Genomic DNA, 23,394 nt, shown 5'->3' with positions numbered 1-23,394 from the left:
CGCACCTTACATCCCTTGTAGGGTCGCCATTTATGATGACCGAACGTATGCGATCCTGACAACATGGGCAACGCACGTTACACTAGCGCGCAAGTTGATATGCAGGAATCCCGAATGAAAACCCCAGAAGAGTATTACGCTCAGGCGCGCACCATGTTCTTTGCCGCGCACCCCGATTTCCAGGCGGCTTTAGATGAACTCACCGAGAGTGATGCGCGCCAGGCCAACTTATCGTTGAACGAATTGCGCGCGTGGCACGCGGAACGCATTTACGCCGCGTTTCTGCGCCAGAAGAAGTTAGATGGCATGTTGTTTTCCATTCAGCTAGCGGAACCCGATAAAGCCGTTGCAGCCGATGCCATTGAAAAATATCTAAAATCTCATGCGGAAGCGTTGGGGATGACGTGGGAAGAGTTCTGCATTAAGAATGAACTCTGAGGACTGCGGTACTGAAAATGTATCGAGGATACAGCTCCAACCACACAAATTGACCACGAAAAAGTTGTACAAGTTCGCTCAAGTTGTATAACTTAACCCTCACGACGTAAGTCGTAGATTGTCCTTGAACGAATGGTGCTGTTGCACCGCCTCTGGAAGTGTTGCTGGATTTCACTTCCAGAGGTAATATTTTTCACCCTTCCCGCTCGATCCCCTTCACTTCGATATAACTGGCCACTGCCAACAGGCGATTAATGTGCGTCAGCAGCAGATCGACATCCGACTGCAAAAATTCCTGCGATGCGCGCGACGCCGTAACAATCGCATCCTGCACCGTGTCAGTAATGGTTAGCGAATTATCCTCTTTGGCCTGAATCAGCAGTGCCGCAATCAGCAACGACTGCGCTTCAACCTGCGCCACCAACTCTTTTGCTTCCACATCCATTTTTGCCATTTTCAGCAATATATCGATAACCAGTTGGCGCATAGGTTTACCCCTGTATTTATTTACAGTATCATGCCGCACCCGATCCGTTGAATGGAATGCGTTGATGTTTGTGGAGTTGATTTACGATAAGCGCAATGTGGCCGGATTACCGGGCGCACGCGAAATGATTTTGCAGGAGTTGGAAAAGCGTGTACAGCGGGTGTTTCCCGATATTGAGGTACGCGTCAAACCGATGGAGCGGAATGCGATTGATACCGATATGAGTAAGAACGACAAAGCGACGATTGCGCGGATTGTGGAAGAGATGTTCGATGAAGCGGAAATGTGGCTGGTGGCCGATTAAGCCACCAGCGCGTTGCAGAATTAGCTTTCCTGCTCGGCATGATTGACGGCGATTTCCAGATCCTGAATCGCCTGATCAATATCATCTAATAGTTTGCCCTGCTTGTTGAGCAGCACATCAAAACGCTCTGCGTTCTCTTTGTCTTTATACTCACCCGCATCAAACGCCAGCCAGTGGCTGGAAAGCGTCTCGGTATTGGTCTGCGCATAGTGGCGCATCTCTTTAAGCTGGGAGGTGACATCACGCAAGTAGTCAGTTTTGCTTTTTACAGTTTCTGTATCACTCATGCTATCTTCCTTTTCGCTTAATAAGCCAGTTTAAATAACGCTTGAATGATTAAAGGTAGTACAAAATAGCGAAGCCGCCTTAGGAATAATCGGAAGTAGCGATTTACGGTTAACAGGGAACATCCTTATCCCCTTGGCGAGTGATGATGCATTACAGATACTTCCTCGCCAGTGCAATCAGTTCATCTTTGGCTGCATCACCTAACTTCAGTACGCCTTGCTCAACAAAGCTAAACGCCTGAGAAAAGTCTTTCACCCCTCCTGAAATGTCCTGATTGACTGCATTAACCGCTGACGCAGCCGTCGGCACCGCATCGGCTGCCACTGGCGTCGCCACGTCAGCGGGTGCAGCCACAGCCGCGGTTGATGCTGCTGGTGCTGCCGCAGTGGCTGGCGCGGTTGTGGTGGCGTTAGACGCCGCGATTTCATTGGCAAAATCCTCAGCCGGTGATGAGGCTACCGGTGTAGTTGCCACGTTGGTGGTGCTTGGGTCGATAACAGTTTGATCGCTCATAACGTTCTCCTTCTTACTCAATAAAGACCACAGTCGTTGAAGCGTGGCTGCGATCCGCTGGGTCATGCTCATGTTGCCCTCCTTACCGCTTGGGTTGAGATGGCGATTTCTCTCCCTCTGCCGCTGGCGCATTGCCTGCCGGATTGCTGGCAGCGCGCTTGGGTAATCCATCGAGTTTGTTTTGCAATGTCACCAGTTGCTGAGTCAGTTCGGCGACGCGCGCTTCACGTCTCTCGGATATCGTCCGATATTGTTGGCGGATATCCTCGACGCGCCGGTTGGCGTTATTACTGACAAACAAAAACAGCACCGTCATTGCCACGCACATCAGTGACAACATCAGCAGGAAGCCGCCGAGGAACAGTTGTCGCCGATGGTTTTTTACAACGTATTCACTATTTATCTGCGTCATCACGACTCTCCTCCAGAGTGGAAATCAGTTGGTTGACCTGATTACGAAACTTCTCGCTGTGATCGGATTCTGTGGTGGCCAGCAAAATGCTCAGCGCGTTTTTGATCAGCCGCAGATCGGTTTCCAGCGATGAAATGCGCCGCAGGTTTTTATCATGACGGATGCGTAACTCATTGTTCTCCTTACGCATCAGCTCATGCCCCTCTTTCAGCAGCATCACCTGCTCCTTGTAGCTGGTAATGATTTCACCGCCGGCCCGATTGCTGGTCACAATCGCGGCGATGCCCGCCATCAACGGTTTCCAGAACACAGCTGCTGCGCCGCCGCCAAGCAGCAACGCACCGACGCTGGTGACTAAACTCCCTTCCATGCTGCACCTCCAGGTTAAAAGGTTGTGTTCCAGAAGCACGCTGACCCTCTATCCTGTTATGTGGCCAGCGCCCAAATTTAAGTTTACTTTAATTAATGAATTTAAGTATACTTAAGTCAATCTTTGAGGAGATGTCAAGATGATGAAAAAAGAATCTTCCGGTGAGCGCATCCGCTCACGCCGTAAAGCGCTGCAATTGACTCAGCAAGCGTTGGCAAAAGGTATTGGCGTGTCGCATGTGGCTGTATCGCAATGGGAAAAAGAGGAAACTGTGCCACGCGGTGAGAACCTGTTACGGCTAGCTGAATGGCTGCAATGTACTGCGGCATGGATTATTGATGGCGATGGCGAGGTATTTACGGCCGCAACACGTGCAGCACCGGTTGCGACGGTGCCATTGATAAGTTTGGCGCAAGCATCGGCGTGGTTAAGTGAGCAACGTCTGTTGCTGCAACAACAGGCAACCCGTTTTCTCTACAGCGACAGCCCACTCAGCGAAGCGGCATTGGCGATCACGGTGGAGGATCAGGCGATGCTTCCGGATTATCGCGCTGGCGATGTTTTGATTTTTGATCCTCAGCTGCAACCCCAACCAGGTGACGTGGTTTTGGCATTACATGCAGGCGTGGCGCTGGTACGCATTTATCGGCTGCAAAATCAGCATAATGATGAGCAACACTTTTCGTTACGGCCGCTCAATGATGATTTTCCTCAGTTGCATTCGGCGCAAACGGGATTGGAAATAATAGGCACGCTAATGGAATTACGTCGATATCGCACCCATTAGCGCTGCGCTTAACCTGTTATTTTAAAAAAAGTTTATGCAAAGTGCGTGAAGCGCTGGCACATCCCGGCGGCGGCCTGCTAATGTACCGGCAAAATTAAAAAACTGCCGGACAATCGCTATGCTCACCACCATCCTTTATCGCAGCCATTTGCATGACCATGTGCCGATCAAAACGCTGGAAGATATGGTTGCTAAAGCCAATAACAAAAACAGTTCTTCCGATGTCACCGGCATCTTACTGTTTGATGGCCTGCATTTTTTCCAACTGCTGGAAGGGCCACGTGATGCGGTTCAGGGAATTTATGACCGCATCTGCCAGGATGCACGTCATCACAATCTGGTAGAACTGATGCACGACTTCGCACCAGCACGCCGTTTTGGCAAAGTCGGTATGGAGCTGTTTGACCTGCGTGAACATGACAAAGACACCGTGCTGCAAGCGGTGTTGGATAAAGGCACTTCGCGTTATCAGCTCACTTACAAAGATCGCGCATTGCAGTTCCTGCGCACCTTCGTGGTGGCGCGTGACAAAGAGAACTACTTTGAAATCCCGCCAGCCAACATGTGGGAATTTCTTGCTGAAGAAGCGGACGTCACTATTCAGCCGGACAGCACGCAAGATTGCAGTTTTGCTTTCCAGCCGATCATTGATCCTTTCGCGCGCCGCGTGACGTCTTTTGAAGCGCTGATTCGTACGCCAGAAGGTGGATCACCGGAAGCCTATTTTTCGGCGTTTAGCGGCGATGAAATTTATCTGGCGGATATCCAATCTAAACGTCAGGCATTCAAGCTGGCACGTGAATTGGGCATCGGCGATCAGCGTTTGTCGATCAATCTGCTACCGATGTCGTTGGTCACCGTGCCGAATGCGGTGGATATCCTGCTGCAAGAAATCGCCGCTAATGGTTTGATTCCGCAACAGGTGATTGTTGAAGTCACGGAAAACGAAATCATTTCGCGCACCGATGAATTTGCTGCAGAAGTGAGAAAACTGAAAGCGGCGGGCATCAGTTTGGCGCTGGATGATTTTGGTGCGGGCTTTGCCGGTTTGTCGCTGCTTTCAACCTTCCAGCCGGACAAAATTAAGATTGATCGGCAGATCATTCGTGATGTGCACAAAAGCGGTCCGAAACAGGCTATCATGCACGCCATCATCAAATGCTGCGCATCGTTGGAAATCGCGGTGATTGCCGAAGGTGTCGAGCAAGCCGAAGAGTGGATGTGGTTAGAGGCGGCAGGTATTAGTCAGTTCCAAGGCTACTTATTTGCGCATCCGTTATTGAATGGCTTCCCGGCAGTCGCATGGCCGGAAATTAAGTAAGCGTTTCGGTGCGCATTAATGCGCACCCTACGAAAAACGCGCTAATCCTTTGTAGGGTCGAAATTTATGGTGACCCATCCCTGTCAGCCTCTTGTTTGCCATTCAACATCGACTAAGTAAACCTATTTTTGACATGTTAACCAATGAAGTTTACATTGAAAAAAATGGTTTACATGGTGTCTTGCGATGACAAAAATAGTGGAGCAGATCAAAAGCTATGTGGAAGACGCGGTGGGCCTCAAAGCGTCGACTCGCAAATTAGCCGCACTTCCGCTGCCTTTCTTTATTGAAGACATGTATCAACTGATCGGTATGCGGTTAACGCTTACGGAGCAACATATCTTTGATGTGTTGTTAATTGTGCAGAAAGAAGAGGCCTATCCCGGCATTGTGGCGCTGCGCAAACATCTTAATCAAATTCATAAGGTGACAAATGAGCCGCTGGTGTATGTAAACCACGCTTTGTCTGCCGCCGATCGTAAAAGCTTGGTAACGCATCATATCAATTTCATCCAACCGCATACGCAACTCTTCATTCCGGAACTGGCTCTGGATATCCGGGAAGCTTACCGCCAACATCGCATCAGCAAAGAGTTCGACACGCTATTCCCCGCCACACAGGCAGTGTTAATTGCTTGTCTGAATCGGAGCTGGTCGTTAAGCCAAGCCTATACCTCATCACAACTGGCACAAGGCGTTGATTATAGCCGTGTGACACTGTCAAAGGTGATTGATCAGATGCTGGCGCTCGATATCCTTACTCGCGGAGAAAAAGCGCGCACTTACCATTTCACCGCCTCGAAAAAAGATGTTTACGAAAAAATCTTGCCTTTGATGCGCTCGCCGGTCAAACGCGCTGTCGCTATCAATATAACGTTAACAACTGGTGAGGATATTTTTTGGGCAGGAGAAACGGCGTTGGCGCAATACAGTTTGCTGGTAGAGCCGGTGAAGCCAATATATGGCATGACACAAGAGTGTTTTTCTAACATGCTCAAACAAAACGAGTTGCGCGAAACAGAATCTATTGATGAAACGCGGGCGATGGTGGAATTGTGGACTTATCCAAATCCCATCAAAGAGAAACAAATTGCAGATCCACTTTCGCTATTCCTAAGCCTTAAAGATAACAAGGATGAGCGAATCCAAATTGCTCTGGATGAAATGATGGGAGAAATGGCATGGTTGAAATAAAAGGATTACAGCGATTTGCTGAGCATTTCAAAGATTGGCAACAGCATTACGTGCTGATTGGCGGGGTTGCTTCAAGCCTGTCAATGGAAGAAGCGGGTTTGGATTTCCGGGCTACTAAGGATTTAGATATTGTACTGGTGATTGAGATGTTATCACCTGCATTCGCGGCGCACTTTTGGCATTTCATTCAGGAAGGAAACTATGAAATCCGGGAAAAAGGCGGGCAAAAGCCTAATTGTTATCGTTTTTTAAAACCGCAGAACCCAGATTATCCCTATCAGTTAGAACTCTTCTCCCGCACGCCTGAAGGATTAGCGTTAACTGAAGAAGCAACACTGACGCCGATTCCCATCGAGGAGGATATATCCAGCCTATCAGCAATTCTACTTGATGAGGATTATTACGCATTCTTAATGTCAGGGCGGCAATACGCTGATGATAGTGGGCTGGCTTTTATTCACGCTGATCGTTTGATACCTTTCAAAGCGAAAGCCTGGATTGATTTATCGCAGCGAAAAAGCCAGGGAGAAAGAGTCGATAGTCGGGATATCAGCAAGCATCGCAATGATGTATTGCGACTGGTGGGATTATTATCCGGCGAGCCGGTGATTTTGCCAGCAACGTTATTCCAGGATATGACGCATTTTATTGAGCGGCTTGCAAATGAATCAATCGACCTCAAAGCCTTTGGTATTCGCGGCACATTGGCCGAGCTAATCGCACGCTTGCACAGTAGTTTCATCAGTGATGAACCTGAAACAGCGCCAGAAGATATGGCGGACTTGGCGTAATTACGGACACAAAGAAGACGTATTTCATCGTCTTCTTAATCGTTAATCCTAATTAATAATACACAACTTCAATATTACCATGCTGCTTAGCCAGCACCTTACCTTCATTATCGGTGGTAACAATGTCGCAATAATAAGGAATATCATTTTTATATTTGCAGGTATTACTAACGATTTTAGTTTGGTTATTGCTTTTAACTGTGGTCACCACATCTGATATTTTCTTCACATCAGAAGAACGCTCAGCCGTGGCGCGCGATACCTCTTCGCCTGCCTTGGTAATACTCAACACCGACATTTCGCCCGCGCTGTTATAAGCCAGATTGAAGGCTACATCGGTATTCGGCGAGGAGAGCTTCTCCACCAATCCTTGCGGGTTATAGCTAATATCCACCGTCAGCGTCGGCGTAACTTTCTTCACCATGGTGCAGTGTTTATCCAGCGTCACCACCACGTTTTGACCGTTCTCGCTGCCGGTTAATTGATCGCCGTTACGCGAGACTTCAATTACCTTACCTTCTTTATCTACCGATTTAACATGCTGCAAACAGCCCTGTTTATCGAAATCGGCATTCACTTCGAACAGTTGCTCGCCATCTTCGGCAAACAGCGTTTGATGGGTGCTTTTCACTTTGCCCGGCAACGCTTCGAACTGATAGAGATAGGCAAAGTTTTTCATTTGCGGGTAATAGTTCGCTTCATCCTTATTACATCCTGACAGCAGGACAACGGCGCTTAAAAACAGCAGGGTTTTCTTCACCTGAGAATCCTCTTCTCTTAATGTTACCGCGCTGAACTATACCCGTAAGCGATAGCAAACTACACCTGCATATTCATCACGTCGGTATAAGCCGATACCAGCTTATTGCGCACCTGAATGCCCATCTGCATCGAAATAGAGGATTTCTGCAGATCGACCATCACATCATTTAACTGAATACCGGGTTTGCCCATTTCAAAATCCTGCGCCTGGGTGCGTGCGGCGTTTTGCGTGTCGCTGATTTTGTCTAACGCGGCTTTCATCGTGGCACCGAAATCCACCTGATTGCCGGTCTCAACCTGCTTACCGCTGGCCTGCAATGACGTCATTTGTAGCTGCTGCAACACACCATCAATCGCCTGAATCGACATTACCTGTACCTCATTGAAGAAGGGATTAAATTTTCACGATGAGAAAGTTAACACAGTGTCAATAGGACAAAGGCGCTAAATGACAGCAAAAAACCCGGCTTATCCAGCCATCGAAGTGACACGTTTCAACAAATAATGCCTGCCATTAAGTGGAATTTAATTTTCACCTCCCCCTGACTTTGGGGGGAAGTCTTCAGGGAGTTCGTTTTGTCACCACTAATAATTTCAGGCAGGAATTGGTCATGAATGCGAGTGCAGCCGCTACACCAGAGACAGCAAAGAAAGGTTTCAGTGACCTTCTCGCCCGCCTGCGCGCTAATCCGCGAATCCCCTTAATTGTTGCTGCCGCGGCGGTGATTGCCGTGGTTTTTGCCTTGGTGATGTGGGCGAAAGCGCCTGATTATCGTGTCCTTTATAACAACCTCTCAGACGAGGATGGCGGCGCGATTGTCACTCAGCTGACGCAAATGAACATCCCTTACCAGTTTGCCGAAAACGGTGGAGCGCTGATGGTGCCCGCCGAAAAAGTGCATGAATTGCGTCTGCGCCTCGCACAACAAGGCTTGCCGAAAGGCGGCAATGTTGGCTTTGAGCTGATGGATAAAGAGAAGTTCGGTATCAGCCAGTTCAGCGAGCAAGTCAACTATCAGCGTGCGCTGGAAGGTGAACTGTCGCGCACCATCGAAACGCTCGGTCCAGTTAAGAGCGTGCGCGTGCATCTGGCGATGCCAAAACCGACCTTGTTCGTGCGCGAGCAGAAAGCCCCTTCCGCTTCGGTGACCCTGAACCTGCAACCGGGTCGTGCGCTGGATGAAGGCCAGATTCAGGCGATTCAGCACATGGTATCGAGCAGCGTGGCCGGTTTGCCGCCGGGCAACGTTACGGTGGTCGATCAAACCGGTCGCCTGCTGACGCGTTCAGACAGCGAAGGTCGTGACCTGAATGATGCGCAACTGAAATATGCCTCAGAAGTGGAAGCGCGCTTCCAGCAACGTATCGAAGCCATCCTTAATCCGATTGTTGGCCAGGGCAATGTGCATGCGCAGGTGACGGCGCAGATCAACTTTGACCGCAGCGAACAAACCGACGAGAAATATCAGCCGAACGCCAACCCGAACAACACCGCGGTGCGTTCGCGTCAAACCAATACTTCCGAGCAAAATGGCAGCCCGTATCCTGGCGGCGTGCCGGGTGCATTGTCGAATCAGCCTGCGCCAGCTAATACCGCGCCGGTAACCAATCCGCAGAACAACGCAAACGGCCAGAATGCCAACGGTCAAAACGCTAACGCGCAGAACAATGCGCAAAACAATGGCACCACCACCAGCACCGCACAAAGCAGCGGCCCAAGCAGCTCCAGCCGTAATGACACGGTTAACTACGAACTGGATCGCACCATTCGTCATACCAAAGTTAACGTGGGTGATGTGCAGCGCCTGTCGGTTGCGGTGGTGGTGAACTACCTCGACGACGGCAAAGGCAAACCGGCTGCGCTTAACGAGCAGCAGATCAAACAGATTGAAGATTTGACCCGCGAAGCGATGGGCTATTCCCAGGCGCGTGGCGACAGTGTCAATGTCGTGAACTCGCAGTTCAACACGACCGAGCCAAGCACGGGCGACCTGCCATTCTGGCAGCAACAAGCCTTCTTCGATCAGTTGATGACCGCCGGTCGCTGGCTGCTGGTGGCGTTGGTTGCCTTCATCCTCTATCGCAAGCTGGTGCGTCCACAGCTGATGCGTAAGAAAGCCGAAGAGAAAGCGGCGGCTGAAGCAGCGGCAGCGCGTGCAGCGGCGATGGAAGATGAAGAAGCCTTCAGCGTGCAGCTCAGCAAAGATGAGTTGGAACAAGAGCGTAAATCTTCTAACCGCATGAGCGCCGAGGTGATGAGCCAGCGCATCCGCGATATGTCTGAAAACGATCCGCGCGTTGTGGCGCTGGTTATCCGTGAATGGATGAGTAACGAACTATGAGTCTGACCGGTACTGAAAAAAGCGCCATTCTGATGATGACTATCGGCGAAGAGCGCGCGGCAGAGGTGTTCAAGCACCTCAACCAGCGTGAAGTGCAGCATCTGAGTCAGGCGATGGCCAGCATGAAGCAGGTTTCGCACAAGCAGCTGACTGAAGTGCTGCGTGAGTTCGAAGCCGATGCCGAACAGTTTGCGGCGCTGAGCCTCAACTCTAACGATTACCTGCGTTCGGTGTTGATCAAAGCGCTGGGCGAAGAGCGCGCCTCCAGCCTGCTGGAAGATATTCTCGAGAAGAACGAGACCACCAGCGGCATGGAAACACTCAACTTCATGGAGCCACAAGCGGCGGCCGATCTTATCCGCGACGAACATCCGCAGATCATCGCCACCATTTTGGTGCACCTCAAACGCGGTCAGGCAGCGGATATTCTGGCGCTGTTCGACGAACGTCTGCGTCACGATGTGATGCTGCGTATCGCTACCTTCGGTGGTGTGCAGCCAGCAGCATTGGCGGAACTGACCGAAGTGCTCAACGGCTTGCTGGATGGCACCAACCTCAAGCGCGCGAAGATGGGCGGCGTGAGAACCGCAGCCGAGATTATCAACCTGATGAAAACGCAGCAGGAAGAAGCGGTTATCGAAGCGGTACGCGACTTCGATGGCGAGCTGGCACAGAAGATCATCGACGAGATGTTCCTGTTCGAAAACCTGGTGGAAGTGGACGACCGCAGCATCCAGCGTCTGTTGCAGGAAGTGGAATCCGAGCAGTTGCTGGTGGCATTGAAAGGTGCCGAGCAGCCACTGCGCGAGAAGTTCCTCAAGAACATGTCGGCACGTGCGGCCGATATCCTGCGCGACGATCTGGCCAACCGCGGACCGGTGCGTATGTCGGCGGTGGAAACCGAACAGAAAGCAATCCTGCTGGTGGTACGCCGTTTGGCAGAAGCAGGCGAGATGGTAATTGGTGGTGGCGAGGAAACCTATGTCTGATGCCTTTTCCGCCCGTGCCTGGCAGCGCTGGCAGCCTGATGATTTAGGCAGCCCGTTTGGCGCCGAGCCGGAGCAGCCGATGGTTGAAGAACCGCAAGTCGATGTTGAGCTGAGCGCGGAAGCGGAACAGCAGCAGCAACTCGAACGTATGCAGCAGCAAATGCGCAAAGATGCGCAAACGCAAGGCTACAGCGAAGGCTATCAAAAGGGGTTTGCCGAGGCGCAACAAAACGGTTATGACGCCGGTTTCCAGCAAGGTTTAGCCGATGCACAGCAGCAGCAAGCGCCGTTGCAGGCGCGTATGCAGCAGTTGGTGACCGAGTTCCATCACACGCTGGAAGCGCTCGACAGCGTGATCGCCTCGCGATTGATGCAGCTGGCATTGGAAGCGGCGCGCACGGTGATTGGGCAAGCCACGCAGGTGGATGGCAGCGCCCTGCTGCGTCAGATTCAGCAGCTGATTCAACAAGAACCGATGTTCAGCGGCAAACCGCAGTTGCGCGTGCATCCGGACGATTTGCAACGCATCGAGCAGACGCTGGGTCCAACGCTGGATCTGCACGGCTGGCGTTTGCTGGCCGACAGCACGCTGCATCCTGGCGGCTGCAAACTCAGCGCTGAAGATGGCGATCTCGATGCCAGCGTGGCAACGCGCTGGCAGGAACTGTGCCGCCTCGCTGCGCCGGGGACGCTGTAATGACTTCGCGCCTGTCACGCTGGCTCGGTGCGCTCGACGCCTTCGAAGATCGCATTTCTCAGGTGCAAACGGTGCGTCGTTACGGCCGTTTGACGCGTGCCACCGGCTTAGTGCTGGAAGCCACCGGGCTGCAACTGCCGCTCGGTGCCACCTGCATTATTGAACGTACCGATGGCAGCAAAATCACTGAAGTAGAAAGTGAAGTGGTTGGCTTCAACGGGCAGAAACTGTTGATGATGCCACTGGAGGAAGTCGACGGCATTTTGCCCGGCGCTCGCGTGTATGCGCGCGTCAGTGGCGACAGCGGACACAGCGGCAAACAGATGTTGCTCGGCCCGGAACTGCTGGGCCGCGTGTTGGATGGCAGCGGCAAACCGCTGGATGGTTTGCCCTCCCCTGAAACCGGCTATCGCGCACCGCTGATCACCGCACCATTCAACCCGCTGCAACGTACGCCGATTGAAGATGTGCTGGATACCGGCGTACGCGCGATTAACGCCCTGCTCACCGTCGGTCGCGGTCAGCGTATGGGTTTGTTCGCCGGTTCAGGCGTGGGTAAAAGTGTACTGCTCGGCATGATGGCGCGTTACACCAAAGCCGATGTGATTGTGGTTGGCTTGATTGGTGAACGTGGTCGTGAAGTAAAAGAGTTTATTGAAAACATTCTCGGTGCCGAAGGCCGCGCGCGTTCAGTGGTGATTGCTGCGCCAGCGGATGTGTCGCCGCTGTTGCGGATGCAAGGTGCGGCTTACGCCACGCGCATTGCCGAAGATTTTCGCGATCGCGGTCAGCATGTATTGCTGATTATGGATTCCCTCACCCGCTATGCGATGGCGCAACGTGAAATCGCACTGGCGATCGGTGAGCCACCAGCGACCAAAGGTTATCCACCTTCGGTATTTGCCAAACTGCCAGCGCTGGTAGAACGCGCCGGTAACGGGACGCATGGCGGCGGTTCGATTACCGCTTTCTATACCGTGTTAACCGAAGGCGACGATCAGCAAGATCCGATTGCCGATTCAGCGCGTGCGATTCTCGACGGCCACATTGTGTTGTCACGCCGTCTGGCGGAAGCCGGGCATTATCCGGCGATTGATATTGAAGCGTCGATCAGCCGCGCCATGACCTCATTAATTGATGAGTCGCATTATGCGCGTGTGCGTCAGTTCAAACAGTTGCTCTCCAGTTACCAGCGTAACCGCGATCTGGTGAGCGTGGGTGCGTATGCCGCAGGCAGCGATCCGATGCTGGACAGAGCCATCAAGCTCTACCCAGAGATGGAAGCCTTCCTGCATCAAGGTATTTTCGAACGCAGCGACTACGACGATGCCTGTTTGCATCTGCAGGCGATGTTCGGTTAACGCTGGGAAGCGAGGTTAAGCCATGAAAACTGCCAGTGCCATTGACAAGCTGCGCGATATCGCGGAGCAAGAGCTGGAAAGTGCGGTGATCCATCTCGGTGATATGCGCCGTGGCGTGCAGCAGGCCGATGAACAACTCAACATGCTGCTGGATTATCAGGATGAGTATCGTAATAAGCTCAACCAGGACATGTCCGGCGGCATCGCCAGCACGCGCTGGAGCAACTACCACCAATTTATTCAGACGCTAGAAAAAGCTATCGATCAGCATCGCCAACAGCTTTTCCAGTGGAATCAGCGTTTAGAAACCGCGCTGAGCAACTGGCGTGAGAAGCATAAGCGGCTCAATGCTTATCAAACCTTGATTACGCGCGCTGAGGAAAAAGCATTACTACAAGAAAACCGTCTCGATCAGAAACGGATGGATGAATTTGCCCAACGGGCCGCATTGAGGAAAGGCGAATGATTACGCTGCCAACACTTGCTACGCAAACCTCGGTTAAGGGAGAAGCGGATACTTCAGTTTCACCCGATCTTTTACAAGGTATCGATACGCTGCCGAAGGGATTTATTACGGAACTCGGCAACCGCTTATTGACGCTGGCAAAGCAACAAGGTGTTAACACGCAATCAACTGATCTCACAGCAGAAGTTGATGAAAAAGACGTCACAAAAGCGTCATTAAGCGCGTTATTACAGGCATTGGACAAACCGGATGCGTTAAACGCACTTTTACAGCCGGAAAACACTAAAGCCACGCTGAAATCAGCCGATGATAAAGACAAGAGTGAGGCAAGTTCGTTAAGTGCCAGCGACTTACAGAATGTGCAGGCGTTATTCGCCATGTTGCCGGTAGCCGTTGAGAACCGCAACAGTCAGCCAACCGTAAGCAGCAGCCTGAGCGAAGGCAAAACTGACACTCGCGCTTCGCTTAATGCCGCATTGTTAAATGGTTCTCTGCAAAGCGCAGTAAAAGAAGAATCAGCGCAACCAGATAACACCGGTAAGAAAGCCAGCGATGCTGTAAGTGTCTTAACGCAAACCAGCGCCAGTGCGCAGGCCAGCAATAGCAACACCAGCGCCACCGCCAGTTCCACCGGCGCCCTGACGCTGGATGAGAGTTTCAAGCAAGTATTGAGCGCGTTGAGTAAGCCGGAAGAACGCAGCGCTGCGCAGAACAGTAGTAATGATGTGGCGACGCCAATCACCAGCGCGCCGCTCAGCAGCACCAGTTCACTGGTTGCCAGCACCGCTTCGACCAGCACCACGCCATCGACGCCAATGCTGAATGCGCAGCTCGGCAGCAGCGAGTGGCAGCAGGCGCTGAGTCAACAAATTGTGATGTTTAGCCGCAACGGGCAGCAGAACGCCGAATTGCGCTTACATCCGCAGGATCTGGGCGCTATCCAGATTAGCCTGACGCTCGATAAAGATCAGGCACAGTTAAATATGGTTTCCAGCCACAGCCAAGTGAGGGCCGCGCTGGAAGCGGCTCTCCCTCAGCTGAAAACAGCGCTGGCGGAGAGCGGAATAAACCTGGGACAGAGTAACGTCAGCAGCGACGCCTTCGCACAGGGCCAGAGTTATCAGGGCCAACAAGAAGGACGTCGTGACGGACAGCACGGCAGCTTTACCCTCTCCCAGGACAGTGAAAACGAGATAACGCCTATTGCCGTCCCGGCAGCTCTTCAAGCGCGCGTGGCCGGTAACGGCGCTGTCGATATCTTTGCCTGACAGCAGCTAAACGCTGAAGGTAAGCGTAAAACCCGCGTCTTTTCTTGCCATTGTTTGACTTAAGACGCGGGATAATCTGTCCAGGTGAGCCGAGAGGTTTGCCCATAATTCACAGGAAGTAACTGCAAGATGTCTGATAACGCGAAAGCTAAAGGCCGCAAACGTTCACTACTAATACCGGTGTTACTGATTGTAACGCTGGCCGCTTGCAGCGTGGCAGGCTATGCAGTCTGGCGAATGATGAATAAACACGAGGGCAGCCAGACGGAAGCAGCGAAAGTTGAGCCTCCGGTCGCTCCTGTATTTTTTGCAATGGATACGTTTACAGTTAACCTGGTCAATCCTGACAACGATCCTGACCGTGTGCTGTACGTGGGGTTCACCCTGCGTCTGCCCGATGAGGACACCCGTCGTCGGTTGAATGATTACCTGCCGGAAGTGCGCAGCCGTTTGTTACTGCTGCTGTCACGCCAGAGCGCTACCGCGCTGGCAACCGAGCAAGGCAAGCAAGCGCTGGTTGATCAAATCAAACAGGTTCTTGCCCCGCCGCTGGTAAAAGATCAACCGGCTCAGGTCGTCAGTGACGTGCTGTTTACCGCCTTCATTTTGAGGTGATTTAATGGGCGATAGCATTCTCTCCCAGGCTGAGATTGACGCGCTGCTTAATGGCGACAGTGACAGCGCGGAAGTAGAGAACAGTTCCAAAGGGGCCGATGGCGACATCCGTCCCTATGATCCCAATACCCAGCGTCGCGTGGTGCGCGAGCGTTTGCAGGCGCTGGAGATCATCAACGAGCGATTTGCCCGTCAATTTCGTATGGCGCTGTTTAACCTGCTGCGCCGCAGCCCGGATATTAGCGTCGGTGCGATCAAGATTCAGCCGTATCACGAGTTTGCCCGCAACCTGCCGGTGCCAACCAACCTGAACCTGATCCACCTCAAGCCGCTGCGCGGTACGGCGCTGGTGGTGTTTTCACCGAGCCTGGTATTCATTGCTGTCGATAACTTGTTTGGCGGCGACGGTCGTTTTCCGACCAAAGTGGAAGGCCGTGAATTTACCCATACCGAACAGCGCGTAATCCGTCGCATGTTAAAGCTGGCGCTGGATGGCTACAGCGACGCGTGGAAAGCCATTTATCCGCTGGACGTCGAATATGTACGTTCAGAGATGCAGGTTAAATTCACCAACATCACCACTTCGCCGAACGACATCGTGGTCAACACGCCGTTCCAGGTGGAGATCGGCAACCTGGTGGGTGAATTCAATATCTGTATTCCGTTTTCAATGATTGAGCCGCTGCGCGAGCTGCTGGTCAATCCACCGCTGGAAAACTCCCGTCAGGAAGATAACCACTGGCGCGACAATCTGGTGAAACAGGTGCAGCACTCGGAGCTGGAGCTGATTGCCCACTTCGCGGAAACATCGCTGCGTCTGTCGCGCATTTTGCAATTGAAACCTGGTGACGTCCTGCCGATTGAGAAGCCGGATCGCATCATTGCCCACGTCGATGGCGTACCTGTCCTGACCAGCCAATACGGCACCATTAACGGTCAGTATGCCCTGCGTGTAGAACATTTGATTAACCCGATTTTGAATTCGCTGAACGAGGAACAGCCCGATGAGTGACAGCAAGAATCCGTCTGATGACGTCTCCGCGGACGATCTGTGGGCTGCAGCTATGAACGAACAGACCGCCACTAGCGCGCCTGATCCAACTGAGAATGTGTTCAAATCACTCGACAATCCGGGTGTCAGCGGCTCGCTGCAAGATATCGATCTGATCATGGATATCCCGGTCAAACTGACCGTGGAATTGGGCCGCACCAAGATGACCATCAAAGAGCTGCTGCGTCTGACGCAAGGTTCGGTAGTGGCGCTGGACGGTCTGGCTGGTGAACCGCTGGATATCCTGATCAACGGCTATCTGATTGCGCAAGGTGAAGTGGTGGTGGTGAACGACAAATATGGCGTGCGCATCACCGACATCATTACGCCATCTGAACGTATGCGTCGTTTGAGCCGCTAAGCATGTTGAAGAACACGCAAACAGAGCAACCGGTTCACAGCCAGCCGGTGGTCTCCACCGGTTCGGTGATTGGCCAGGTCAGCAGCGTGCTGGCGGTGATTGTTCTGTTGATTCTCGCTTGTGGCTGGTTGGCAAAACGTCTGGGTTTTGCGCCAAAAACCGTCACCGGCCAGGCGCTGAAAGTCAGCGCCACCGTGCAGGTCGGTCAGCGTGAGCGTGTGGTGATTGTCGATACCGCTGATGCGCGTTTGGTTTTGGGTGTTACCGCTCAGCAAATCACCCATCTGCACTCTTTACCGCCGTTGCCGCCAGAAGAACAGGCTGGCAACGCTGCTGCACCGCAGGATTTCCGTCAGCTGTTGCAGAACATGGTTAAACGTCCCGGAAAAAACCAATGATGCGTCGACTCCTCGCTCTTTTGCCGCTGTTATTGCTGGCACCGGTTGCCCATGCGCAACTGCCGGGATTGATCAGCCAGCCGCTGGCTAATGGCGGCCAAAGCTGGTCGCTGCCGGTGCAGACGCTGGTGTTCATCACCTCGCTGACCTTTATTCCGGCGGTGTTGCTGATGATGACCAGCTTCACGCGCATCATCATTGTGTTTGGCCTGCTGCGTAACGCCTTGGGTACGCCTTCTGCGCCGCCTAACCAGGTGCTGCTCGGCCTCGCGCTGTTTTTAACCTTCTTTATTATGGCGCCGACTTTCGACAAGATTTATTCCGACGCTTATCTGCCGTTCAGCCAGGACAAAATCAGCATGGCGGACGCGATTGATAAAGGGGCACAGCCGCTGCGCGAATTTATGCTGCGTCAAACACGTGAAGCCGATTTAGCCCTGTTCGCCCGCCTGGCGAATACGCCGCCGATTCAAGGCCCGGAAGCGGTGCCAATGCGCATTCTGCTACCGGCTTACGTCACCAGTGAATTGAAAACCGCCTTCCAGATTGGTTTCACCGTGTTCATCCCGTTCCTGATCATCGATCTGGTGGTCGCCAGCGTGTTAATGGCGCTGGGGATGATGATGGTGCCGCCAGCCACCATTTCCCTGCCGTTCAAGCTGATGCTGTTTGTGTTAGTGGATGGCTGGCAATTGCTGGTGGGTTCACTGGCGCAGAGTTTCTACTCGTAGTTCAACCTATCTCGAGGAATGCAACATGACACCTGAATCAGTAATGGTTATGGGCCAGGAAGCAATGCGCGTCGCCCTGATGATGGCGGCACCGATGTTGCTGGTGGCGATGATAAGCGGTTTGATCATTAGCGTGTTGCAAGCGGCAACCCAGATCAACGAACAAACCCTCTCCTTTATTCCGAAAATTTTGGCCGTGGCGGCAACGGCGGTGATCGCCGGTCCGTGGATGTTAAATCTTATGCTTGATTACATTCGCACCCTGTTTAGCAACCTGCCGTACATTATTGGCTAATGATTAACTTCGACAGCAGCCAGCTGATCCATTGGGTCGCACAATTTTTCTGGCCAATGGTGCGTTTGCTGGCGCTGTTTGCCAGCGCGCCGATGCTGAGCGAAAAGTCGATTCCCAAACGCGTCAAAATTGGTCTGGCGGTATTAACCACCTACATCATTATTCCGGTACTGCCACCGGTTGAAGTGACGTTGTTTACGCCCGCTGGATTCTGGTTGTTGCTGCAACAGTTGCTGATTGGCATCAGCATTGGGCTGACCATGCAATTGGCTTTCGCGGCGGTGCGCATGGCCGGTGAAGTGATTGGTTTGCAGATGGGTTTGTCGTTTGCCACCTTCTTTGATCCCGGCAGCCGTTTGAACATGCCGGTGCTGGCGCGCTTCCTCGATATGCTGGCAATGCTGCTGTTTCTTACCTTCAACGGCCACCTGTGGCTGATTTCATTATTAGTCGATAGTTTCCACACCTTGCCGATCAGCGATCATCCGCTTAACGCCAATGCGTTTATGGCATTGGTGAAGGCCGCCGGGTTAATTTTCCTTAATGGCATGATGTTAGCGCTGCCTTTAATAGTTCTGTTACTCACGCTTAACATGGCACTAGGTTTGTTAAACCGTGTTTCACCACAGCTATCCATTTTCGCCATTGGCTTCCCGATTACCTTAACGGTGGGGATCCTCAGTATGGGGATGATGATGCCGCTGCTTGCTCCCTTCTGTGAACATCTGTTCAGCGAAGTCTTTGATTTGCTCGCGCAGTTTATGTCAGAACTTTCCCGCGCAGGTTGATTAACTATTCTGTAGATGTTCTTAAGTAATAGTTAAGCAATGGGAATAAGTCTGTGCATTTTTCGAACCATATTTCCCAGAAATCAACTGAGGAAATTCTGATAAATGCGCATTTTAGGTGAAAATTATTCTTATTAAACGGCGCTTCGCGTATTTTAGTCAGACGATTCCTAAGGTATCTAACTTTATGAATTGGACGTTGAAATGCTCAAAGGGCTGTTTTTAAACAAAAAAAATTTCACAGCGATTTTTCTTGTCTAAATCCCTTTTTTCCGGCATTGTCAACGCTCGCTAAAGCGTCACACTTTCGCGATTCAAATGTTTTTAAGAATTGTCCTATCAGATTTGTCTGTGATCTAAGCGATAGTGACAGGGCTCTCAAAACAGAGCGAATTAAACACTTAATCCAAATCCTTAGCCATTCCCACTATGGCTGAGTTTAGAGTGACGTGGATGCACTAAAAAAATAACTTCGCAGGACGGTTCAGGGAAGAGTCATGATGGCGCATGGATCACTATCGCCAATCTGCCGAGCAGAATATAAAAGTGTCTTTGGAAATTTCTCTCGTACCGCAAACGCGTATTCATCGTTGATTTAAACGGATAACAAATTGGTGAGGGTCGCTATAATGCCAACGATTATTATGGATTCATGTAATTACACACGCCTGGGTTTGTCTGACTATATGTCGGCCAAAGGAGTTAAAAAGAAAAATATTACTCCGGTGTCCGATATCGAACAGTTACAACAACGTTGCGAGCAATTAAAGCCGGGCGTGGTATTTATCAACGAAGAGTGCTTTATTCACGAATCAGATTCGAGCGATCGTATTCGTGCCATTATTATGCAGCATCCTGATACCTTATTCTTTATATTCATGGCGATCTCGAATATCCATTTTGAGGAATACCTCTACGTTCGTAAGAACTTGATTATTACGTCAAAATCGATAAAAACCTCGACGTTGGATTCATTATTAGGTACTTACCTGCAAAAGAAACTCAACGCTTCGCCACGTATTTCCGCTGGCCTCGATGTGCATCCACTGACATTAAGCCAGACTGAATCAAATATGCTGAAAATGTGGATGTCAGGTCATGACACCATTCAAATTTCAGACAAGATGCAAATTAAAGCTAAAACAGTTTCGTCACACAAAGGTAATATTAAACGCAAAATTAAAACCCATAATAAGCAGGTTATTTATCATGTGGTGCGTTTAACCGATAATGTGACCTCGGGAATTTACGTTAACGTTCGTTAATTCCGCACGGTGAATAATAGGGCTGATCGCCAGATCGGCCCTTTCTCGTTTTGCGAGTTAGATCCCACTTCCCTGTCTAATCCTTTCACTGCCGCTGCCGATGCTTACTCTCATCACCCCTAGATAGAGAGCAAGGATATGAAAACAGCATCGATTGATGAGCAACATAAGCTCAGCATCTGGCAGAACCTGCGCCTGATGCCTTTGTTCAGTATGATCTTTGGTGGCATTCTGCTGCTTTTTGCCCTGTGCATTGGACTCGCCAGCTATTTTTTGATTCAAAGTAACAATTCCCTCAATGATGCCACCGAAGAAATTCAAATCCGCATGGGCATCTCCAACAGTTCCAACCATCTGCGTACCGCGCGTTTGAACGTGCTGCAATCCGGTGCGGCGGCACGTATTGGTGAGATGGACGGTTACCGCGCGGATTTAGCGGCCACCGAGAAGCGCATCAAGCAGGCGCGTGAAGGCTTTAAGGTGTATATGGATCGCCAAGCCAAGACACCTGAAGATATCGCGCTCGACGAACCGTTAACCGCCAGCTTTAACGCGTATATCGATAAAGGCTTGAAGCCGATGATTGAATCGGCCAAACAAGGCAGCTTTGAAGGCATTGTGGCGCAAGAGACCGATGTGACGCGCAAGCTGGATGACGCTTACAACGCGGTATTGCTGAAAGCGATTAAAATCCGCACCGATCGCGCAGAAGCGATCAATGCCGCCGCCGCGCATCAATCACGCGTCGGCTTTATCGCCATGGCCGTGGCCTTTGTGGCGGCCTTGGTGCTGGTGCTGCTGACCTTCGTGTTCCTGCGTCGCGTGGTAATTAATCCGCTGCGCCAATCGGTTGATCGCATTGAACGCATCGCACAAGGCGACCTGACCGCGCCGGAACAAGCTTTTGGCCGCAGCGAGATTGGTAGCCTGCTGCACAACCTGCAACTGATGCAGGCTTCGCTGGTGCGCACCGTTGGCACGGTACGCGAAGGTGCGGTAGCGATTTACCAAGGTTCGAGCGAAATCTCCGCCGGTAACACCGATTTATCTTCCCGCACTGAAGAACAAGCTTCGGCGCTGGAGCAGACTGCCGCCAGTATGGAACAGTTGACCGCGACGGTGAAGCAGAACGCCGAGAACGCCCATCACGCCAGCCAGCTGGCGGCGGATGCTTCTGGCAAAGCGCGCAGCGGCGGTGATCTGGTGAATGGCGTGGTGCAAACCATGAACAATATTTCTGGCAGCTCGAAGAAGATTGCCGAAATCACCAACGTGATTAATAGCATCGCCTTCCAGACCAACATTCTGGCCTTGAACGCCGCAGTGGAAGCGGCACGCGCCGGTGAACAAGGCCGCGGCTTTGCCGTGGTGGCCAGCGAAGTGCGTAATCTGGCCCAGCGCAGTGCGCAGGCAGCGAAAGAGATCGAAACCTTGATCGCCGAATCGGTGGGATTGATCACCAACGGTTCGCGTCAGGTCGGTGAAGCCGGTAGCACCATGGGCGAGATTGTCGAAGCCGTGCGCCGCGTGACCGACATCATGGCGGAGATCGCGGCAGCGTCCGATGAGCAGAGTCGCGGCATTCAGCAAGTGAGCCTGGCGGTGACTGAGATGGATAACGTGACGCAGCAGAACGCCTCGCTGGTTGAGGAAGCGTCTTCAGCGGCGGCGTCGCTGGAAGATCAGGCGGGCAGATTGACGCAGGCGGTGGCAGTGTTCCGTCTCAATGACAGCCCGGCAGCGCAGTTGGTGAAATCTGCACCATCGGCGTTGCGTGCGCCAACGTTAACGCCGCGTCCGGCATTGGCCTCGGCGGGTAATGATAATTGGGAAACGTTTTAAGTTAGATCGGAGCGCGCTGCCCCTCACATTTGTGCGCGATGTCCCTCACCCCAACCCTCTCCCATAAATGGGAGAGGGAGCAGATCGAGCGAGCAGCCGCGAGTTACGCCTCTACATACGGCTCAACAAAAATCCCTTCTGCGTGGTCGCTCTCATTAAAGAACCAAATCCCCAGCGGATAATCTTCCAGCGCCACCAGATACATGGTGCCTTCATTAAATGCTTCCACTGCCAGCACCGTACCTAAGCGGCGCGGACCGCCGTCGGTTTTCACTGTAACGCGGTCATTCACCTTCATTGATTACTCTCCACAAATAGTCCTGCGACACAGTTTAACGGAAGATAATCAATGCTGCCTGATCACGATCAGCGTCGTGCGATAACCCATACCGCATGCACGATACCGGGAATGTAGCCGCACAGCGTCAACAGGATGTTGAGCCAGAAAGCACCGCCAAATCCCACTTGCAGGAAAACGCCCAGCGGCGGCAGTAAAATCGCTATCACAATACGTAAAAAGTCCATATTTGCTCCCTGATATCACTTAACAATCAATCGCTAAGCATAGACGCTTCCACAGGTCCCGCGCTTAAAAGCAGGTAAAACTCTGTCAATATCGGACTTTTCGCTTTCTTAACATTTCATGGCGAGACTTTTGACGCAGCCAACTCGTACACTTCTCCTCACTGCACCAACCCCAAAGGCGCAGTCAACCTAAAAGTAACAAGGATTTTTGCCCGCGCAGCGCGGGCTTTTTTTTGCCCGCCATTTGCCCTCGCCGCCGCCTTTTTCAGCAACGTCTATACTTGCAAACTATGCGGGTAATTCATCCGATCGCCTCTGGGAGGGCGCCATGACGACGGCAAAAGAGTACAGCGAGAATGTGCAGCGCGAAGTGAATATTGATGTCGATGCGCTGCTGGAAGCGATTCAGAAGAAAACGTCCGGTGAAGTGAAAGAGTTTATGGAAGCTGAACACGCCCATCGCGTCAAAGTGAATGGCGAAGCTTATGACTCCTACACCGAGTTAGCCGAAGCCTTTGAACTCGATATTCGTGACTTCGCCATTACCGAAGTGAATCGCTGAAATCGATTACAAAAAAATACCCGGCACGCTGGCCGGGTAAAGTAAATCAGTAAATTCGTTACACCAGGGAATTCTTAACACCTGGTCAGATTACGCCTTAGCACACTTAAGACAAGTCTTAACCCTGCGTGGTAATCGAACAATTTCGTCTATCCTTTCACGCTAACTGCC

Annotated in this window: 31 protein-coding genes; 22 read left to right on the top strand and 9 right to left on the bottom strand. The window is 51.8% G+C overall.

The features are described from left to right. Nucleotides 1-114: 114 nt before the first annotated feature. A complete protein-coding gene (locus tag ABDW13_RS05315; protein ID WP_343551391.1) occupies nucleotides 115-438 on the top strand; it encodes a DUF6388 family protein in 324 nt (107 codons plus the stop codon). Between the two features lie 193 nt (nucleotides 439-631). On the opposite strand, the gene iraP is transcribed toward ABDW13_RS05315, so the two are convergent. Continuing rightward, nucleotides 632-925 carry an anti-adapter protein IraP gene (gene iraP / locus ABDW13_RS05310; RefSeq protein ID WP_343551390.1) on the bottom strand — a complete coding sequence of 98 codons (294 nt, stop codon included), beginning with the start codon at nucleotides 923-925 and terminating at the stop codon, nucleotides 632-634. 64 nt (nucleotides 926-989) lie between these two features. Here iraP and ABDW13_RS05305 point away from each other — a divergent pair, with 64 nt between their 5' ends. Then, the gene (locus ABDW13_RS05305; protein ID WP_007891408.1) at nucleotides 990-1,229 is read left to right on the top strand and encodes a DinI-like family protein; all 240 of its coding nucleotides are present in this window, start codon (nucleotides 990-992) and stop codon (nucleotides 1,227-1,229) included. Nucleotides 1,230-1,249: 20 nt separating this feature from the next. Here ABDW13_RS05305 and ABDW13_RS05300 read toward each other — a convergent pair whose 3' ends face one another. From ABDW13_RS05300 to ABDW13_RS05285, 4 genes are all read right to left on the bottom strand, one after another. Further along, complete coding sequence (locus tag ABDW13_RS05300) at nucleotides 1,250-1,516, bottom strand: hypothetical protein (RefSeq protein ID WP_343551389.1); 267 nt, start codon at nucleotides 1,514-1,516, stop codon at nucleotides 1,250-1,252. Nucleotides 1,517-1,667: 151 nt separating this feature from the next. After that, on the bottom strand, nucleotides 1,668-2,030 hold the full coding sequence (locus ABDW13_RS05295; protein WP_343551388.1) for a hypothetical protein: 363 nt from the start codon (nucleotides 2,028-2,030) through the stop codon (nucleotides 1,668-1,670). An 82-nt stretch (nucleotides 2,031-2,112) separates the two neighbouring features. Further along, nucleotides 2,113-2,442: a hypothetical protein gene (locus tag ABDW13_RS05290; RefSeq protein ID WP_343551387.1), complete on the bottom strand. Its 330-nt coding sequence runs from the start codon at nucleotides 2,440-2,442 to the stop codon at nucleotides 2,113-2,115. Next, nucleotides 2,426-2,812, bottom strand: a complete 387-nt coding sequence (locus tag ABDW13_RS05285; RefSeq protein ID WP_343551386.1) for a hypothetical protein — start codon at nucleotides 2,810-2,812, stop codon at nucleotides 2,426-2,428. Before ABDW13_RS05285 ends, ABDW13_RS05290 begins: the two co-directional genes overlap by 17 nt. A 139-nt stretch (nucleotides 2,813-2,951) precedes the next feature. Here ABDW13_RS05285 and ABDW13_RS05280 point away from each other — a divergent pair, with 139 nt between their 5' ends. The 4 genes from ABDW13_RS05280 (at nucleotide 2,952) to ABDW13_RS05265 (ending at nucleotide 6,905) form a co-directional block, all read left to right on the top strand. Next, complete coding sequence (locus ABDW13_RS05280; protein WP_343551385.1) at nucleotides 2,952-3,599, top strand: S24 family peptidase; 648 nt, start codon at nucleotides 2,952-2,954, stop codon at nucleotides 3,597-3,599. Nucleotides 3,600-3,717: 118 nt separating this feature from the next. Then, nucleotides 3,718-4,920, top strand: a complete 1,203-nt coding sequence (locus tag ABDW13_RS05275) for a diguanylate phosphodiesterase (protein WP_343551384.1) — start codon at nucleotides 3,718-3,720, stop codon at nucleotides 4,918-4,920. Between the two features lie 186 nt (nucleotides 4,921-5,106). Next, nucleotides 5,107-6,114, top strand: coding sequence for a hypothetical protein (locus ABDW13_RS05270; protein ID WP_343551382.1), 1,008 nt, complete (start codon nucleotides 5,107-5,109; stop codon nucleotides 6,112-6,114). Continuing rightward, entirely contained in the window at nucleotides 6,102-6,905 is an 804-nt protein-coding gene (locus tag ABDW13_RS05265; protein WP_343551381.1) for a hypothetical protein, read from the top strand. The genes ABDW13_RS05270 and ABDW13_RS05265 overlap by 13 nt, the downstream gene beginning before the upstream one ends. A 52-nt stretch (nucleotides 6,906-6,957) precedes the next feature. On the opposite strand, the gene ABDW13_RS05260 is transcribed toward ABDW13_RS05265, so the two are convergent. Both ABDW13_RS05260 and fliE read right to left on the bottom strand, forming a co-directional pair. Beyond that, a complete protein-coding gene (locus ABDW13_RS05260) occupies nucleotides 6,958-7,665 on the bottom strand; it encodes a YnfC family lipoprotein (RefSeq protein WP_343551380.1) in 708 nt (235 codons plus the stop codon). A 59-nt stretch (nucleotides 7,666-7,724) separates the two neighbouring features. Then, nucleotides 7,725-8,036, bottom strand: coding sequence for a flagellar hook-basal body complex protein FliE (fliE, locus tag ABDW13_RS05255; RefSeq protein WP_343551379.1), 312 nt, complete (start codon nucleotides 8,034-8,036; stop codon nucleotides 7,725-7,727). A 242-nt stretch (nucleotides 8,037-8,278) separates the two neighbouring features. Between fliE and fliF the strand changes: the two genes are divergently transcribed. The 15 genes from fliF (at nucleotide 8,279) to ABDW13_RS05180 (ending at nucleotide 22,136) form a co-directional block, all read left to right on the top strand. Continuing rightward, nucleotides 8,279-10,009, top strand: coding sequence for a flagellar basal-body MS-ring/collar protein FliF (fliF, locus tag ABDW13_RS05250; protein WP_343551378.1), 1,731 nt, complete (start codon nucleotides 8,279-8,281; stop codon nucleotides 10,007-10,009). Beyond that, nucleotides 10,006-10,998: a flagellar motor switch protein FliG gene (gene fliG, locus ABDW13_RS05245; protein ID WP_343551377.1), complete on the top strand. Its 993-nt coding sequence runs from the start codon at nucleotides 10,006-10,008 to the stop codon at nucleotides 10,996-10,998. The genes fliF and fliG overlap by 4 nt, the downstream gene beginning before the upstream one ends. Next, nucleotides 10,991-11,695, top strand: coding sequence for a flagellar assembly protein FliH (gene fliH / locus ABDW13_RS05240; protein WP_343551376.1), 705 nt, complete (start codon nucleotides 10,991-10,993; stop codon nucleotides 11,693-11,695). Before fliG ends, fliH begins: the two co-directional genes overlap by 8 nt. Next, nucleotides 11,695-13,056, top strand: coding sequence for a flagellar protein export ATPase FliI (fliI, locus tag ABDW13_RS05235; protein ID WP_343551375.1), 1,362 nt, complete (start codon nucleotides 11,695-11,697; stop codon nucleotides 13,054-13,056). Before fliH ends, fliI begins: the two co-directional genes overlap by 1 nt. A 22-nt stretch (nucleotides 13,057-13,078) precedes the next feature. Beyond that, nucleotides 13,079-13,522 (top strand): flagellar export protein FliJ, encoded by a 444-nt coding sequence (gene fliJ, locus ABDW13_RS05230; RefSeq protein ID WP_343551374.1) that lies wholly within the window; start codon nucleotides 13,079-13,081, stop codon nucleotides 13,520-13,522. Next, a complete protein-coding gene (locus ABDW13_RS05225) occupies nucleotides 13,519-14,790 on the top strand; it encodes a flagellar hook-length control protein FliK (RefSeq protein ID WP_343551373.1) in 1,272 nt (423 codons plus the stop codon). Before fliJ ends, ABDW13_RS05225 begins: the two co-directional genes overlap by 4 nt. Before the next feature lie 129 nt (nucleotides 14,791-14,919). Further along, a complete protein-coding gene (gene fliL / locus ABDW13_RS05220) occupies nucleotides 14,920-15,405 on the top strand; it encodes a flagellar basal body-associated protein FliL (protein WP_343551372.1) in 486 nt (161 codons plus the stop codon). A gap of 4 nt (nucleotides 15,406-15,409) precedes the next feature. Continuing rightward, nucleotides 15,410-16,417, top strand: a complete 1,008-nt coding sequence (fliM, locus tag ABDW13_RS05215) for a flagellar motor switch protein FliM (RefSeq protein ID WP_007891447.1) — start codon at nucleotides 15,410-15,412, stop codon at nucleotides 16,415-16,417. After that, nucleotides 16,410-16,817, top strand: coding sequence for a flagellar motor switch protein FliN (gene fliN, locus ABDW13_RS05210; RefSeq protein ID WP_343551371.1), 408 nt, complete (start codon nucleotides 16,410-16,412; stop codon nucleotides 16,815-16,817). The genes fliM and fliN overlap by 8 nt, the downstream gene beginning before the upstream one ends. A gap of 2 nt (nucleotides 16,818-16,819) precedes the next feature. Further along, nucleotides 16,820-17,215: a flagellar biosynthetic protein FliO gene (gene fliO / locus ABDW13_RS05205; RefSeq protein WP_343551370.1), complete on the top strand. Its 396-nt coding sequence runs from the start codon at nucleotides 16,820-16,822 to the stop codon at nucleotides 17,213-17,215. Further along, nucleotides 17,215-17,946: a flagellar type III secretion system pore protein FliP gene (fliP, locus tag ABDW13_RS05200; RefSeq protein ID WP_343551400.1), complete on the top strand. Its 732-nt coding sequence runs from the start codon at nucleotides 17,215-17,217 to the stop codon at nucleotides 17,944-17,946. The genes fliO and fliP overlap by 1 nt, the downstream gene beginning before the upstream one ends. A gap of 25 nt (nucleotides 17,947-17,971) precedes the next feature. Further along, complete coding sequence (gene fliQ, locus ABDW13_RS05195; protein ID WP_343551369.1) at nucleotides 17,972-18,241, top strand: flagellar biosynthesis protein FliQ; 270 nt, start codon at nucleotides 17,972-17,974, stop codon at nucleotides 18,239-18,241. Beyond that, nucleotides 18,241-19,029, top strand: a complete 789-nt coding sequence (gene fliR, locus ABDW13_RS05190) for a flagellar biosynthetic protein FliR (protein ID WP_343551368.1) — start codon at nucleotides 18,241-18,243, stop codon at nucleotides 19,027-19,029. The genes fliQ and fliR overlap by 1 nt, the downstream gene beginning before the upstream one ends. A gap of 629 nt (nucleotides 19,030-19,658) precedes the next feature. After that, on the top strand, nucleotides 19,659-20,294 hold the full coding sequence (gene rcsA, locus ABDW13_RS05185; RefSeq protein WP_343551366.1) for a transcriptional regulator RcsA: 636 nt from the start codon (nucleotides 19,659-19,661) through the stop codon (nucleotides 20,292-20,294). Nucleotides 20,295-20,432: 138 nt separating this feature from the next. Beyond that, on the top strand, nucleotides 20,433-22,136 hold the full coding sequence (locus ABDW13_RS05180; protein ID WP_343551365.1) for a methyl-accepting chemotaxis protein: 1,704 nt from the start codon (nucleotides 20,433-20,435) through the stop codon (nucleotides 22,134-22,136). A gap of 103 nt (nucleotides 22,137-22,239) precedes the next feature. Here ABDW13_RS05180 and dsrB read toward each other — a convergent pair whose 3' ends face one another. Together dsrB and ABDW13_RS05170 are read right to left on the bottom strand one after the other, a co-directional pair. After that, nucleotides 22,240-22,434 (bottom strand): protein DsrB, encoded by a 195-nt coding sequence (dsrB, locus tag ABDW13_RS05175; protein ID WP_343551364.1) that lies wholly within the window; start codon nucleotides 22,432-22,434, stop codon nucleotides 22,240-22,242. Between the two features lie 68 nt (nucleotides 22,435-22,502). Further along, entirely contained in the window at nucleotides 22,503-22,661 is a 159-nt protein-coding gene (locus ABDW13_RS05170; protein WP_097096922.1) for a YqaE/Pmp3 family membrane protein, read from the bottom strand. A gap of 328 nt (nucleotides 22,662-22,989) precedes the next feature. Here ABDW13_RS05170 and ABDW13_RS05165 point away from each other — a divergent pair, with 328 nt between their 5' ends. After that, entirely contained in the window at nucleotides 22,990-23,223 is a 234-nt protein-coding gene (locus tag ABDW13_RS05165) for a DUF2525 domain-containing protein (RefSeq protein WP_343551363.1), read from the top strand. Nucleotides 23,224-23,394 lie beyond the last annotated feature (171 nt).

Source organism: Pantoea sp. (assembly GCF_039594315.1).
In the GTDB taxonomy this organism is placed as follows: Bacteria; Pseudomonadota; Gammaproteobacteria; order Enterobacterales; family Enterobacteriaceae; genus Pantoea.
Note: the sequence above shows the minus strand (reverse complement) of the source record. Positions and strands in the feature narration are given on the sequence as shown.